At 43.7% G+C, this 12,767-nt stretch carries 13 protein-coding genes; 6 read left to right on the top strand and 7 right to left on the bottom strand.

The annotated features are described in order from the left end of the window. The first annotated feature begins 19 nt into the window (after positions 1–19). Complete coding sequence (locus ACWXW9_RS16705) at positions 20–829, top strand: histidinol-phosphatase (protein WP_494930298.1); 810 nt, start codon at positions 20–22, stop codon at positions 827–829. A gap of 114 nt (positions 830–943) precedes the next feature. After that, on the top strand, positions 944–1,684 hold the full coding sequence (locus tag ACWXW9_RS16700; protein ID WP_494930297.1) for a GTP pyrophosphokinase: 741 nt from the start codon (positions 944–946) through the stop codon (positions 1,682–1,684). Positions 1,685–1,945: 261 nt separating this feature from the next. On the opposite strand, the gene ACWXW9_RS16695 is transcribed toward ACWXW9_RS16700, so the two are convergent. After that, a complete protein-coding gene (locus tag ACWXW9_RS16695; RefSeq protein ID WP_494930296.1) occupies positions 1,946–2,605 on the bottom strand; it encodes a hypothetical protein in 660 nt (219 codons plus the stop codon). Positions 2,606–2,737: 132 nt separating this feature from the next. Here ACWXW9_RS16695 and ACWXW9_RS16690 point away from each other — a divergent pair, with 132 nt between their 5' ends. Further along, positions 2,738–2,974, top strand: a complete 237-nt coding sequence (locus ACWXW9_RS16690; RefSeq protein WP_494930295.1) for a helix-turn-helix domain-containing protein — start codon at positions 2,738–2,740, stop codon at positions 2,972–2,974. Positions 2,975–3,027: 53 nt separating this feature from the next. Then, positions 3,028–3,243 carry a helix-turn-helix domain-containing protein gene (locus tag ACWXW9_RS16685; RefSeq protein WP_137060105.1) on the top strand — a complete coding sequence of 72 codons (216 nt, stop codon included), beginning with the start codon at positions 3,028–3,030 and terminating at the stop codon, positions 3,241–3,243. Between the two features lie 223 nt (positions 3,244–3,466). On the opposite strand, the gene ACWXW9_RS16680 is transcribed toward ACWXW9_RS16685, so the two are convergent. Further along, complete coding sequence (locus ACWXW9_RS16680) at positions 3,467–4,453, bottom strand: Abi family protein (protein ID WP_494930294.1); 987 nt, start codon at positions 4,451–4,453, stop codon at positions 3,467–3,469. 196 nt (positions 4,454–4,649) lie between these two features. On the opposite strand from ACWXW9_RS16680, the gene ACWXW9_RS16675 reads away from it, so the two are divergent. Further along, positions 4,650–5,537, top strand: coding sequence for an NAD-dependent epimerase/dehydratase family protein (locus ACWXW9_RS16675; RefSeq protein ID WP_494930293.1), 888 nt, complete (start codon positions 4,650–4,652; stop codon positions 5,535–5,537). A 142-nt stretch (positions 5,538–5,679) separates the two neighbouring features. On the opposite strand, the gene ACWXW9_RS16670 is transcribed toward ACWXW9_RS16675, so the two are convergent. Further along, positions 5,680–7,131 carry an MFS transporter gene (locus ACWXW9_RS16670; RefSeq protein ID WP_494930292.1) on the bottom strand — a complete coding sequence of 484 codons (1,452 nt, stop codon included), beginning with the start codon at positions 7,129–7,131 and terminating at the stop codon, positions 5,680–5,682. A 481-nt stretch (positions 7,132–7,612) separates the two neighbouring features. On the opposite strand from ACWXW9_RS16670, the gene ACWXW9_RS16665 reads away from it, so the two are divergent. Continuing rightward, positions 7,613–8,017 carry a VOC family protein gene (locus tag ACWXW9_RS16665; protein ID WP_053325236.1) on the top strand — a complete coding sequence of 135 codons (405 nt, stop codon included), beginning with the start codon at positions 7,613–7,615 and terminating at the stop codon, positions 8,015–8,017. Positions 8,018–8,515: 498 nt separating this feature from the next. Here the strand turns inward: ACWXW9_RS16665 and ACWXW9_RS16660 are convergent, their stop codons facing one another. The 4 genes from ACWXW9_RS16660 to ACWXW9_RS16645 all read right to left on the bottom strand — a co-directional run bounded on the left by ACWXW9_RS16660 (position 8,516) and on the right by ACWXW9_RS16645 (position 12,710). Then, positions 8,516–9,781, bottom strand: coding sequence for an IS110 family RNA-guided transposase (locus ACWXW9_RS16660; RefSeq protein WP_494930291.1), 1,266 nt, complete (start codon positions 9,779–9,781; stop codon positions 8,516–8,518). A gap of 331 nt (positions 9,782–10,112) precedes the next feature. Further along, positions 10,113–11,111 (bottom strand): helix-turn-helix transcriptional regulator, encoded by a 999-nt coding sequence (locus tag ACWXW9_RS16655; protein WP_494930290.1) that lies wholly within the window; start codon positions 11,109–11,111, stop codon positions 10,113–10,115. A 179-nt stretch (positions 11,112–11,290) separates the two neighbouring features. After that, on the bottom strand, positions 11,291–11,917 hold the full coding sequence (locus ACWXW9_RS16650; protein ID WP_494930289.1) for a GNAT family N-acetyltransferase: 627 nt from the start codon (positions 11,915–11,917) through the stop codon (positions 11,291–11,293). 52 nt (positions 11,918–11,969) lie between these two features. After that, a complete protein-coding gene (locus tag ACWXW9_RS16645) occupies positions 11,970–12,710 on the bottom strand; it encodes a metallophosphoesterase family protein (RefSeq protein ID WP_494930288.1) in 741 nt (246 codons plus the stop codon). Positions 12,711–12,767: the final 57 nt, after the last annotated feature.

The following is a 12,767-nucleotide window of genomic DNA, read 5'->3' as shown; positions in this document are numbered from 1 at the left end:
TACGAGAGGACGACATCCTATGAAATTTGATCTGCACACCCATCATTTCCGCTGCGGTCATGCAGACGGCAATATTCGGGACTATATCGAAGCAGGCATTCAGTCCGGTTTACAGGCAATTGGTATTTCAGACCACTCCCCCTTCTTATGCAGCGAGCAGGATCAGGCTTTTCCGAAAATTTATATGGCGAAATCACAGCTTGCCGAGTACGTAGAAGAGGTACAGCAGCTACAGAAGGAATACGAAGGCCGTATTGACGTGCTGCTCGGATTGGAAACGGATTATTTCCCTGATTTTGCAGAACTGTACCGTTCCACCCTGGCCCCTTATCCGTTCGACTACCTCATTGGTTCGATCCACAACGTTGAGGAAGACAGCATTTTTAATCGCAGCCGTTGGAATGACGTAAGTGATGCACGAAAAATCGAGGTCAAACAAGCTTACTATGCGCTCATTCAGGAATCTGCGCGGAGCGGTATGTTTCAGATTTTGGGTCATATCGACGCGATGAAGGGGAATTTCCCGGCTTTCTCAGATATTCCTGCCGATGAAGCGATTGATGAAACCTTGAAAGTGATTGCAGAATCCGGTGTTGCCATTGAAATTAACACATCAGGCAAAACCAAGCTCAGTGGCGGATGGTATCCATCAGTCTCCATTTTGGAAAGAGCGCATCATTTTGGCGTAGAGGTCACTTTTGGTTCAGATGCCCATAAACCTGCTCGGGTAGGAGATGATTGGGACGAAGTGAAGGCGATGCTGAAGGATATTGGCTTCCGCGAATGGGTTTATTTTAAACAAAAACGTAAAATTTCGGTGCCGCTTTAAAATTTGTTTAGGGTGGGAATTGCCGCTTCGCTGCCAACCACCTTAAACCGCACGGCTCCATTATTTTAAATATTATTTACATTTTACGACATCTATGTGTGAGGAGAATTACATATGTATCCGGAAGACCCGATGGACAAGATCAAAAAGCTAAAACATGATATCACGCGTTTTATGCTGATCTATAAATTTGCGCTCGACGAGATGGAAACCAAGATTGAAATACTAAAGCAGGAATTTCAGGCGTTGCACGATTATAGCCCTATTGAGCATACCAAATCGCGCCTCAAATCCCCTGAGAGCATCATGAACAAAATGTTTCGTAAAAATAGCGAGCTTTCTCTTGCTGCCGTCAAGGATCACATTAAGGATATCGCGGGACTACGCATTACCTGCTCTTTTATTTCGGACATTTATGATGTAAGTGACATGTTACAGAGACAAAGTGATTTGAAGGTGCTGGAGGTCAAAGATTACATCAAAAATCCCAAACCAAACGGCTACCAAAGTCTGCATCTGTTGATCCAGGTTCCTGTATTCATGTCCGACTGCCAGGAGCTGGTCTGCGTAGAGGTACAAATTCGGACAATTGCGATGGATTTCTGGGCCAGTCTGGAGCATAAAATCTTTTATAAATACAACCAGTCCGTACCTGAAAGCCTGACACGCGAATTAAAAAATGCGGCAGATTCAGCCAATGCGCTTGACCTCCAAATGGAACGTCTCCACCGAGAAATCAAGGAGATTAAAGACGCCCAAGGTGAAGAAGACTCTATTGAAGAGATTCGGAAGATTATCATTAATGATCAGCAATTTTCGGTGCCAGCCAACTTTTTGAAGCTGCTTGGGGAGTAAGATTAGGTAGTGATCCACCGCTACGCAAATGATTTGATCTTACGTTCGCTGTTGCAACGGGATTCTCAGGATGGTATAAACCCTTTAAAGGGTAGAATCCCATTGCAAAGGCGAACGCTTACGCATATTCGACACCTCTATAAAATTGATTATCAATGAGCATCTGTAGGCTGATCCAATCACCTCCAAGTGTCTTTAGAAACAGTTTGCCGTTAATTAATCTTCCTGTTCTGTACATACACACTCCTCCTTAGTAAACAGTTAATAACCGGATACATAGCGGTCGACTTCGTCCTCAGCCCTCTCAATCGCTTGAATCAAAGTTATTTCAGGTTCCTCCTGTTTATATTGAATAGCCTTCTCACACGTACCTCCTACCCCTGCCCACTCCCAATACAGATGGATGTCTACGGACTCCAGAAAATATACAGATAAGGCTTCAACAGGATTTGCAACATACAAGTCCATAAATTCCTCGTCTGTAAGCTGATGATACCGAAGATATTCACCCTTCATATTGCAGAGTAGATTAAAAGTGTCTTGTTCGTTAATATAAATAGAACGGGCAATGAATTCATTGCGCCTTTCAACCGAGTTCAGTATGATTTGCATAGCGTTACGGATGTGCTCATCTTCGGGGCTGATATGAAACATTTGAATGAGATCGTTCGTGCTCATTTTGGGGTTAAACGGGGCTGGCTTTATGATTCGTGTCCACATATCAGTCTTTCCTGTCTCAAACACTTCAATAGCGTCCGAGACATTATAGCCAATCGTTTGCCATTTACGGTTCAGAGCATCAGTGATGTGATAATAATGTATCTCTTGGTCATCGCTTCCCACTTCTTGCGGCCAAACTGGTTCCATGCGAACAATGTCCAGAATGTGCTGTTTGTTGAGTTTGTTGCCTAGTGTAGTCATATGTATTTCCCCCGATTCTTTTTGGTAAAATGGCAATAGCAAAGGCAAGGATATGATGCATATCTCCTTGTTAAGATAAATAGTATGTAAATCATTATTATACTATCCTTAGTATATACTAAGGATAGTATAATGTCAATGGAGGTTTTAGGTTTGCTGAAGGTTAAATTGAAGCTACATATCGTTATGAAAAATAAAGGAATTACTCAGACAAAGCTGTCTCAGTTAACAGGAATTCGCCAAGCTACGATTTCTGATATGTGTCGTAATGCAAGACAGGAAATTAGCTTTCCTGTAATCGAAAAAATCGCCCATGCTTTAGAGATTACTGATTTATCGGAGTTGATCCAGTTAGAAGAAGAGAACTGATTTCAACTTTTGAAAAATAATATTTGCAACAAAATCCCGGAGGCATCTATTTAATGTTGAAAATCAAAATTAAGCTAAAGGAAGTATTAAAAACAAAAGGAATCACTCAAAAAAACTTAGAAGCTATGACAGGAATACCCCAATCCAGAATATCTACTCTTTGTAGCGGTAATCGACAAGAAGTTAACCTACTCATGCTAGAGAAAATCGCTCATGCTTTGGAGATTACAGACTTATCCGAATTAATTCAGTTAGAAGAAGAGAACTGAAAAGAGAAAGATATTGGGGTGGGTATTATCAGGAATTGATTAAGGAAATAGGGGTGAGAAAAGGCTTTGGAGACAGTCCATCACATCTGAAATGAGGAGGTTAGTTTATAAATATAAAAAAGGAACCGGACGCATCCGATTCCTTTAGGTGGTAGTCCGAAGACAGCCACCGCTATTCGATATATATATTATACACTTAAACAGCATTGTAAACAAGAATTTTTCATTTAATAAAATCCTTCAGCAATTGCAATTTATTTTTTGTATCGGTCAGAAAAATTTGATTGTATATAGTGATAGGAATCTGAGCCCTGATTTGATTAGTTGATGCTTCAAATTTAGCTATTATTTTTCCGAGTTCTGTTTTTGATAGATGAAAGTTTTTAAGCAAATAAATGACTAATATAAAGTAATCTGCAATAGTATTAAAGGTTATGTTAGGAATCTTCGTGTCTAATTGTAAACAACTTATTAAGGAATTGTTGGGCTTACCACTCTTAAAACGGGTATCAAAGATAACGTCATTGTGAGCAATGGAGTTCCTAAGGTCTTTTAAGATGTATATTATGCTCTCAGTCAGCTTTCCATTCGCATCACATGACTGATTCAAATTGAGAGACTTGGACGTGTCTCTTTTGATATTACCATTAGCTGCTGCGACAAAATTCCCAAATTCACCAAGCGTAATAACTTCAAAAATTGCCCAAATAGGTACATGCTCATCTTTCTGATAGAAATGTTGAACCACCTTTTTATTATTCGTAAAACTTCGTGTCAGCGTATTATAAAATTTCTCCCTTACGCCAAGTCTTTTACTGAGTGCAACCTTGTAATTTTGAGAGCCCACTTGAAATGTCTTATAATTAGTTAAAACTGCATCAAAAATCACATTAAAATTGTCCGTTTTACTTTGATCAAGAACGATTTCGAGAACATAATTTTTCAGTGCTGTTTCGATGAACATGATATGGGGATAAAAAATTGATTTTAGTTCCATATCAAAAGAGTTAATAGCTAAAATTTGATTGAAATCAGTATAGAGAATTGGCTTTACTGTATTTCCCGGTGTAGATATGTATCGGTAGCCTTTAAAGCCATGATAATAACCAATATTACGAAGTCTTCTTTTTTGTACACTCCCTTCTATCGCTATATTGTGTGTATTTCTTAGATGTCTCATTAGTGAATCAATATTTTTCACCTCTGACACTATGACACCTCCTCTCGGGCATTATATCATGTATTTTAGACAAATTACGATTGCTCCTGATGAATTTAGACTTTTTACTACATTGTGTGTACATTGGAATGCATATGCTAAAATAATCCTTTCATCGTTCCGTATCCTTTGAGATCGTTATTCCGTTTACCCTAATAAAACCAATCCCTTAAGGAGTGATTAACAAATGAGAGAGATACTTGTATTAGGTGGAACGCGCTTTTTTGGAAAAAAGCTGGTGGAACGTCTCTTGGAGGCTTCCGAGAACAATGTTACGATCCTCACGAGAGGTCAAACAAGCGATTCGTTTGGTGACCGCGTCCAACGGATTATTACAGATCGTAACGATGCGGAAGCGTTGGCTGAGGCGGTAGGTGAGCAGGTTTGGGATATTGTCTACGACAATATTTGCTTTTCTCCAGATGAAGCCAGAGAAGCCTGTCGCATTTTTGATACTAAAGCCAAACGGTATATTCTGACCTCCAGTCTATCCGTTTATGATCCAAGTCCGGAAGTGCTGACCGAGAGTGTCTTCGACCCCCAGGCTTACCTGGTTCGCAAAGGCAGACAGAACGATTTTACATATCAGGAGGCTAAACGGCAGGCAGAAGCGGTTTTCATGCAACAAGCTACGTTCCCGGTTGCCGCTGTTCGTTTTCCGATTGTATTAGGAACAGATGATTATACGAGAAGACTTCATTTTCATATTGAGCATATTCGCAATGGAATAGAAATCGGCATACCGAATCCGGCAGCGCACATCTCGTTTATCCGTTCTGACGAAGCCGCAGATTTTCTGCTTTGGCTTGGTCAATCTCATTTGACAGGACCCGTAAATGCTTGCTCGGATGGTACTGTGAAGATTGGAGAACTCGTTTCCACCATTGAACAGGTAACTGGAAAACAAGCCGCGATTCAAGAAAAAACAGCCGACGAGCATATGTCTCCATTCGGTATTACACAATCGTGGTACATGGATACAACTAAAGCCCGATCAGAGGGGTACTCCTTTCTTTCCCTGACCGAATGGCTTCCTGAGCTGATAAGTGACCTGAACCGTACCTATGAATCTTAATAGTAACTTGTAAATCGCACGTAGCTACAATAAAACAAGACAAAAAAAAGAGGACCCGAAGCTTCGGGTCCCAGCAATATATATGAATCAAAAGGGGGTCATGTCTATCTTTTACCCGTCCTATGTTAGAGTTATTTTACAGTTATGTTTCATCTTTGTAACAAAATAAAATACAAACAAAACCAACCAAGTCAAGAAGTCCACTCGCTGCAACAGAAATCGAAAATGCCCTGATATAATCCGACAGATGCGCTTCTGAAAGTGTATGCCTGAGCGAAGAAGAGAACAAAATACCGATTGAAGCAACGCCCAACGAATTAGCCAAATACATAGAGGTCGTGAACAAGCCTGAGCCTGTCCCTGCATCTTCAGCCGCTACTGTACCAAGTACAACTTTGGCCAGAGGTGTTGTAGCCATCCCCAGACCCAGACCATATATGCCTAATATCATGATGTTTTGAATATGAAAGAAATGAATAGCATCCATATGCAACGATCCAATAAGTAAAAAGCTGCTAACCCCCATCGTCAGCGTACCTGATTTCAGCACCGCGTTCCCCCATCTTTTAACCAATCTGGATGACAACAGTGAGGTAAGAAAAAATCCAACACCCAGCGGTAAAAAGACCATACTCGTGGATTGAACACTGTAGTGCAAACCGGATTGTACATAGTAATTCAATATAAAGAAGAATGAGAACATACTAAGATAAATCACGATAACCGTCACCATACCTGCGCTGAATGAACGCTTTTTAAAAATAGACAGACGAATGAATGGCGAGCCACCCTTCTTTTGCCTCCCCATTTGTACAACGATAAAAGCTACCAACACCAGAATGGATATCAGCAGACACCCCCATGTCCATAAGGCCCAGCCCTGCTTTTGTCCGGCTGTTAACGGATAGACAAACAGTAATAAACCAAGGGCCAATAGAAAAGCACCTGTCCAGTCCATGTGGGGTACCGACTTGCCATAAGATTCTGAAATAATAGGAGAAAAGAGAAGTACCAACAGCCCAAAGGGCACGTTAAAAAAGAAAATGATACGCCAGCTCAGGCCAAAAAGATTCCAGTCTACCAAAAATCCGCCCAGGATTAAGCCAAGTGTAAATCCAACGCCAATGACCGCTCCGTAAATAGCAAATACCATCCCTTTTTCCCGGGGAAGAAAGCTGCTCTGCATCATAGTTAAAACCTGCGGTTGAATCATGGCAGCAGATAACCCTTGAACCACACGGATCATAATAAGTAACGTAGGCTGCGATATGATTCCCCCTAGCAAAGCCATCAATGTAAACCCCATGACCCCGATAAATAACATCCGTCTTCTACCATACATATCTCCAAGTTTGCCGCCCACGATCAAGGCCACAGCCAACCCCAGAGAATACCCCGTAAATATGAGCTGCGCCTCGGAAAAACTGGCATGCAGGTCCGCTTGCATCATGGGAAGAGCCACCTGCATCATATAATTGTTCAATGAAATCAACAGCGTAGGAAGCAAAATAAGAGCTAATGCATACCAGCGACGCGGGTCTACCTGCTGCACTGCTTGTTGATTAGTAGTGGATATAGCCATACGAGCATTCATTCTATTTTCTCCAACTCCTTAGCTGTCATCATGGGTGCTTTCTTTATTTCTCACCTCAACTGATCCTAATTATCATCTATCAAGAAAATGGGCTCTACCTGCGAAGGTATTTTCTTTCCCTATAGAAGGAGCACAAATCAAAAAATCCTCCAAAACATGATTTATGTCAGAAGAAAATAAAGTATTAGACTGAAAAATAAAGTGTTAGACTCGGAAAATAAAGTTGTAGACTGAGAAAATAAAGTTGTAGACTGAGAAAATAAAGAATTAGACTGGCGGGTGCTTCATTACGCTAACGGGCAGAATATATAAACGGGTATCAACTTTAGCAGAGAGAATACCCGAAAATGTTAAAATGCTACTGACATAACGTTGTCAGTAGCGTTAGTTTATTATCGATTAGGTAAACATAATGGGGTGGATAGCTTGTTCTTGCCCTGATAAGATACTGTATCATTTATTATAGGAAGGATGGTATTTTATGAATTTTGCTTCTGTACGTATCATTACCGACGATGTGGATCGTCTTGTTGAGTTCTATGAGAGAGTCATGGGTGTTTCAGCGGAACGTCCCGCGGCAGCCTTTGCCGAACTCGTTGTGCCATCGTGCACCCTGGCGATCGGTCACTCCCATACTGTGCCGCTGTTCGGCATTGGTTCCGCAGTGGCGGCCGACAATCGCACTGTCATACTCGAGTTCCTCGTCCATGATGTCGATGCCGAATACGAGCGCTTGAAGCCGTTTGTCGACGAGTGGGTAAAGGAACCGACCACGATGCCGTGGGGGAACCGTGCTGTGTTGTTCCGTGATCCCGACGGCAACCTCATTAACCTCTTCAAGCCGGTGACCGAGGAAGCGATCAAAAGGTTCAGTGGTAGGGGGTGACTCATGGGGAAACAGTTTTGCCTCTCCTTATAGCCTCACTCACTGTGAAATTGAGACTGGCCCTTGTAGCGCGGTACCTAGAAAGGTTATCTGTTTAGAAGGGAGGAGGTTCCTTTGATTCACTAAACTCCCTCAATATGATTTAGTTTTCTCCCTCTGGCTCATGAATTCGCAGGATTTCACCCTTAATTAAGTGTGAGAGGAGAAGGTTCACAGAGGGGCCGGTGGCTTGGAGTAGTACAAAGGGCATGCGGGAACAAGGGTGAGGAGTATTCACCCAGTTTATCCCATATTATGCACGTCTCCAAGTCGCCCCTAGCGATTCTCACTCCCATGTCTCAACGGGTCTAAGCCCTTTCATTCCTTCGTCACATCTAACTAAGGGGTGGAGTTCGGTTTTTCTAACGGAACGGGTCCGAGCCCTTTTGTTTAATGCCTCCCGATACTCCGTGCTTCTTGTCCATCCTGCGAATGCATGAGCTGGTGAGAGAATGCTGCTTAAGCTGCTTGCGGAGACACTTTAGTCGAATCGTAAGCTTCGCTGCTCTTGGCCAGACTGACAAGCATTCGGGCGACTTTACCGCACAATTTCATAATAGATTTCATTTTCTTCAATTTTTTCACGTTGACATTGTGGTGGTGCAGGGCTCGAATATCTGGATTGGTCATGACCATGCACATCGTTATGAGATAGAGAAAACGCCGGAGACGGGGGCGCCCGCGCTTGCTGAGCACCATTTTTCCACGCCACTTCCCCGAGCAGGCCTCAGCCAGATTTAAACCCGCATGTCGTAGTAATGCGTTTCCGTGCGCGTAGCCGCTCAGATCACCGGCTTCGCCTAGAACCCCAGCTAAACTCGTTGCATTTACGCCCCGAATGGTAAGCATTTTCTGAGCGTATGGAATACGCTCCAGGATGTGATGAAGCTCGTGTTCAATCTGCTCAAGCTGTCGCTGCGCCAAGTCGTATTCTTCAAGCAGTTGACCCAAGTGCAGCTTGTAGGCATGCAGCGCCTGCGTAACGCCCACGCTGCGTTTAGCCAGTGCAATAAGCTGCTCAGCCCGCTGCAAACCCGCATGACGCTTCACATATTGCTTCCAGCCAGCAATGACTTGCTCTGTCGTTAATCGGCTAATTTCCTTCGGGAGAGGAAACAGCCTTAACGTGGCAATGGCACTGGTACAAGTGAGGATTTTAAAGACATGCCGAAGTTCTGGGAAAACAATATCTACCCAGCGATGAATCTGGTTAACAGCGCTGTTAAGCCGTTTGGCAACCGTGTCGCGATTAGCCATGAGAATCCGAAGTTCCTCGTAGACTTCCGGATTAAAGCGTACAGGGGAATAGTATCCGTTTTTGACCATATCCGCGATGACAAGTGCATCTTTACGATCACTTTTGGATGGGGTATTATCTCGGTTTTCCTTGTTCTTTTTGACGAGATGAGGATTTACGAGAACAGCCTCAATTCCTTTGGCTGAAAGCCAACGAGCCAGGCTTAGCCAGTAGTGGCCGGTTGGTTCCATGCCAACGATGATTTTGTTCAGCTTGTACAACTTAAGCAGATCTTGAATCCAGCGGCTGAACAACTGAAAACCCTCGTCATGGCTGCCAAACTCGAGTGGAGATCCGAGAGCAATTCCTCGGTAGCTAACCGCACGAGCTACGTGAGCTTCCTGGGCAATATCTACACCAACAACAAGGTGGGATGGGGAAATGTTTTCAATGAGTTGATTTTGTTTGTCCTGGGCTTTAAACTTCATAGTAGAGCGACCTCCTGGATGGGCTTTTTGAGGCTATGACCTCGTGCGTAACCCCATCGTACCGAGGCGCTCGTTTTTATGCAAAGAGCAAATTATTTGTTTTACAGGAATTCTAACGGGGAACGTTAGTTCAATGAAATAGCGACAGTCTAGGACTTTATTTTCTCGTCCTTGGCTGTCGCTGTTCCAATTTTTAAGGTCAGTCTAAAACTTATTTTATGAAGTCTGGGGGGGTAACAATTCGAAAAGTCGCATGGAATACGGACACCCAGTCTAGTACTATATTTTCTTTTGACAATTTACACGCTTGAAGGATTTTTTGGATTAAGACTCAATTCGGAAATGTATCCCGATTCCGTATTCTTTTGATATATTCACTAGGATTGCAGCCATAATGCTTCCGAAAGGTTGTCGTAAAATTACTGGCATTGCTATACCCTAGGGAAAAGGCAGTCTCTCCGATATTTAATTGTTCAGCTTCCAGATGCCAGAGTGCTTTTTCCATTCTTTTCTTACGCACCAGCTCAAAAACGGTCATTCCGAATAACTCGGTAAATCCTTTCTTTAGCTTGAATTCATTAAGCCCGACCTTGCGGGCTAACGCTTGAATGGACAGTGGCTGTTCAATATGATGAATAACGAATTCACGAGCCATATTCAGCTTTGAAATATCTTCACGACTTATAAAATGACTTGCTCCCATCGGTTCATGTCCGTCCATCTCTCCAAATAGAGCAATAAACTCCATAGCCTTGCTTTCCATGTATAACCGCTTCATCGTCCCATTATAGGTGCAATTTATCATGTCAAAAACACATTTGTGCATCGCTGACGTAGCTGCGCATGAATGAATACTCCCTCTGTGACGCTGTAGCCATGTTTCCATCCTGTGCTTTTCTGTGATATCTCCGGCATAATGAAAAAGCTCTTGTGGCGATAACCGTATTTCCAGCATTTGATGGCGAATACCAGCCTTCTTTTCCTCATAAACCAGTTCATCCTCAAAAAACAAAACATTCCCGGTCCATGGATCGGTATGACTTTCTTTGCCGTTCCACTCACAATATATTTCGCCGTTTAAGCAATAGCTGAGTTCAAATAACGGACATGCCTCCTGAATATGAAGCTTCATATTCTGTTCAAAGGTTACATCTGTAACCACGATCTCCATGCCCGTGCGAATCCGTGTACGAGTCATATTTCCCTTACCTATATGTGAAGGAATAGCGAATTGTTGTTCCCATTCTTTATGATGGACACGACCACCCACAAGTTCATTGAATTGGTCAAACAGATGATGAATCTCGGTACTACATATATTCAAAGCCAATATCAGCCCTTCTTTCCTGTCCGGTCCCTATATGATAACAAAAAAAGAGGACCCGAATCATCGGGTCCCAGCAACATATATTATTCAAAAGGGGGTCATGTCTGTATTGTACCCGTCCTGTGTTAGAGTTGTTTTGCAGTTATATTTCATCTCTGTAACAAAATATTCCACTGTCGTTTCTACGCATAATCCCCTTGGGTAATCGAGAACACCAATACACTCGGCACTTCTCCTGAATGATCATAGGCACTGATTGTGCGCAGCAGGCGCATCTTATTTTTGATCAGCACACGCACGGAAGCCTGATTATCCTCTTGGCAACGACCTTCGATCCGCTTGAGCTTTAAAGCACCAAAACCAAATCTCAGCATTTCCTCCACGACCTCTGTAGCCAGCCCCTGTCCCCAGAAAGGACGGTCCAAAATATAGCCTAGCTGCGCCTCACCCGCTTTTTCATTCCATTGCTGAAAAGAAGCGATACCCAGCAGCGGCGAGTGGCTGCGTTCATTATGTTCATGGAGTTCGTTGAGTTGGCCGGGTTCGTTGTTTGCTGCTGTATTTCCCCCATGCCATTCCACCGCAAAATGCAGGGAATCCAGAGAATCCGCAGCTACTCTGATTTGCGCTACCAGACGCCGCATCCGCGCATCGACTGGCTTGCGAATCCGGTTCACATACCGGATAACCAATGGATCGGACAGCATCCGTTCCAGCGCGGGGTAATCCCCCGCTTGTAGCTGGCGCAACCGGACACGGTTAGTATAAAGCTCCGGCAGCCCTGAACGAAGCATTTCTCTGGTCAGCACAATGATCCCTCCTGCGGATGGATTAGCTTTTTGCAGCGAATAGGTTGCACAATCAATCCAGGTCCTGAATTCCCCGGTAAATGCCTGTGCGCAGCTCACGGATATAATACGGCAAAGAAGGTACGCCGGCTTCCTCTGCCTGTTTTACCGCCAGTTCTATATCGTAAGGCACACGTACAAATTGAATGGAAAAAGGTGCAGGCGTATCTTCTCCCAGGTTTCCCTCCAAAATGCAGTAAGAAGCCTGCGTTACATCCAGCGGATTCCCCACACTGCCGACATTAAAAAGCGTCTTGCCCTGGAAATGCTGAATAAAGGCATTATGCACATCTCCATACCCTACAACATCCGGGGCAAAAGCGGCCTTGCCATTTTCCTCAGCCAACGGGTCGAACATGGCGAGTCTTTTCTCCGGCTCATCCCATGGCTGCACGCGATGATATACACTTTGCGGCGAAGCATGCACCAGCCGGATACGGCGTCCGCTCATCCTGAAATCATAATGAAACGGCAACTGTGCCAAATATTGTAGCCGTTCTGTGCCCAAGCGCTCGGCTTGCCAGCTAAAATTGAGATCATCCGTAATGCTAACCAGCTCATCCCAATTGCCCCGCACGACCACCTCGCAACGTTGACGGACAGCCTCCAGAACCTCGCAAGGGCTAGGCCCTTTGCCGATCAGATCACCCAAACAAAACAAACGACTAATTCCTCGGGAAGCAATATCCTCCAGCACCGCCTCGCAGGCAGGCCAGTTGCCATGTATATCTGAAATGACAGCAATACGATCCATCTGAATATCACTCCTTTGTCCGAAACAGCTACACACTACACTAAACCCTTTTTATGT

The organism is Paenibacillus sp. LT-B23 (assembly GCF_059417685.1).
The sequence above is the reverse complement of the archived record's forward strand: the minus strand, read 5'-3'. Positions and strand labels throughout refer to the sequence as shown.

What these genes read in the sequence shown, in the direction of transcription:
- ACWXW9_RS16705 (WP_494930298.1), top strand. Translation starts at nt 20, where the DNA reads ATGAAATTTGATCTGCACACCCATCATTTCCGCTGCGGTCATGCAGAC.
- ACWXW9_RS16700 (WP_494930297.1), top strand. Translation starts at nt 944, where the DNA reads ATGTATCCGGAAGACCCGATGGACAAGATCAAAAAGCTAAAACATGAT.
- ACWXW9_RS16695 (WP_494930296.1), bottom strand. Translation starts at nt 2,605, where the DNA reads ATGACTACACTAGGCAACAAACTCAACAAACAGCACATTCTGGACATT.
- ACWXW9_RS16690 (WP_494930295.1), top strand. Translation starts at nt 2,738, where the DNA reads ATGTCAATGGAGGTTTTAGGTTTGCTGAAGGTTAAATTGAAGCTACAT.
- ACWXW9_RS16685 (WP_137060105.1), top strand. Translation starts at nt 3,028, where the DNA reads ATGTTGAAAATCAAAATTAAGCTAAAGGAAGTATTAAAAACAAAAGGA.
- ACWXW9_RS16675 (WP_494930293.1), top strand. Translation starts at nt 4,650, where the DNA reads ATGAGAGAGATACTTGTATTAGGTGGAACGCGCTTTTTTGGAAAAAAG.
- ACWXW9_RS16670 (WP_494930292.1), bottom strand. Translation starts at nt 7,131, where the DNA reads ATGAATGCTCGTATGGCTATATCCACTACTAATCAACAAGCAGTGCAG.
- ACWXW9_RS16665 (WP_053325236.1), top strand. Translation starts at nt 7,613, where the DNA reads ATGAATTTTGCTTCTGTACGTATCATTACCGACGATGTGGATCGTCTT.
- ACWXW9_RS16660 (WP_494930291.1), bottom strand. Translation starts at nt 9,781, where the DNA reads ATGAAGTTTAAAGCCCAGGACAAACAAAATCAACTCATTGAAAACATT.
- ACWXW9_RS16645 (WP_494930288.1), bottom strand. Translation starts at nt 12,710, where the DNA reads ATGGATCGTATTGCTGTCATTTCAGATATACATGGCAACTGGCCTGCC.